Below are 1512 nucleotides of genomic sequence, written 5' to 3'. Positions count from 1 at the left end.
CATCACAAAACTTGGATGGCCTGTAGCACAGCCTAAGTTGACCAAACGCCCTTCGGCCAAAATGATAATATCTTTGCCGTTAATCGTGTATTTATCAACCTGAGGTTTGATTTCAATTTTTGACGCGCCATGGGTTTTGTTCAACCAATCCATCTGGATTTCGTTGTCAAAATGACCAATATTACAAACAATGGTTTTGTCTTTCATGGCTTCAAAATGCTCGGCACGAACAATGTCTTTGTTTCCTGTAGTTGTAATGATAATATCAGCATTGGCAACAACAGTTTCCAAACGTTTTACTTCAAAACCGTCCATGGCTGCTTGCAATGCACAAATCGGGTCAATTTCAGTGACGGTTACAATACTTCCGGCACCTTTAAACGATGCTGCCGTACCTTTACCAACATCACCATAACCACAAACCACCACACGTTTTCCGGCCAACATCACATCCGTAGCACGACGTACCGCATCAACAGCACTTTCTTTACAGCCGTATTTGTTGTCAAATTTCGATTTGGTTACGGAGTCATTCACGTTGATAGCAGGCATGGATAACGTGCCATTTTTCATGCGCTCATAAAGTCGGTGGACGCCCGTAGTTGTTTCTTCAGAAAGGCCATTGATTCCGGCCATTAATTCCGGATATTTATCAAAAACCATATTGGTCAAATCGCCACCATCATCCAAAATCATGTTCAATGGTTTTCGGTCTTCACCAAAAAACAAGGTTTGCTCAATACACCAGTTAAATTCTTCTTCATTCATCCCTTTCCAAGCATAAACCGGAACGCCAGTTGCAGCAATTGCAGCCGCCGCTTGGTCTTGTGTAGAGAAAATATTGCATGAACTCCAAGTCACTTCGGCACCAAGGGCTTTTAAAGTTTCGATCAAAACTGCGGTCTGGATGGTCATGTGCAAACATCCTGCAATACGTGCACCTTTAAGAGGTTGGGAGTTTCCGTATTCTTCACGTAAGCTCATCAATCCCGGCATTTCGGCTTCGGCCAACTCTATTTCTTTTCTTCCCCATTCGGCAAGGGACATGTCTTTGACTTTATAAGGTACGTAAGGCATTGTTTTTGTGTTCATAATTGTATATTTGTTTCTGTAATTCGTTTTGCGTCTGCAAAGATAATTAATAACTCCGAGAACTTAAATGCCTTTATATAAAACCATTACTCCAAACTCACAAACTACTGTTAAAATTTGGAAAATCACCGAATCCTATGACGAACTGATCCAGCCAATTACCTTGACCGATACCTGCATGCAACGTGTTTTGAGCATGAAAAGTGAATGGCACCAACGCGGCTTTTTAAGTGTGCGGCATCTGTTGGCCGAATTTGGTTATACCGATGCCGATTTGGTTTATGACAACAACGGAAAACCACATTTAAAAGATGGTAAGCATATTTCAATCACGCATTCTTTCATGTTTTCTGGTGTTATTATTAGCGATCATGAAGTTGGAATAGATATTGAAAAACAGCGTGAAAAAATTGCCGTAAT

At 41.1% G+C, this 1512-nt stretch carries 2 protein-coding genes; one reads left to right on the top strand and one right to left on the bottom strand.

The genetic code is table 11. The features are described 5' to 3' along the window. Window positions 1-1092, bottom strand: a 1092-nt coding sequence (gene ahcY / locus VNJ50_RS00760) for an adenosylhomocysteinase (RefSeq protein ID WP_325578097.1), incomplete at its 3' end; no start/stop codon positions are given. A 67-nt stretch (window positions 1093-1159) separates the two neighbouring features. Here ahcY and VNJ50_RS00755 point away from each other — a divergent pair. After that, window positions 1160-1512 (top strand): 4'-phosphopantetheinyl transferase family protein (locus VNJ50_RS00755; protein WP_414652844.1); only part of this gene is annotated, 353 nt, incomplete at its 3' end.

This window comes from Gelidibacter sp. (assembly GCF_035577925.1).
In the GTDB taxonomy this organism is placed as follows: Bacteria; Bacteroidota; Bacteroidia; order Flavobacteriales; family Flavobacteriaceae; genus Gelidibacter.
This window is presented reverse-complemented; position numbering and strand designations above follow the sequence as displayed.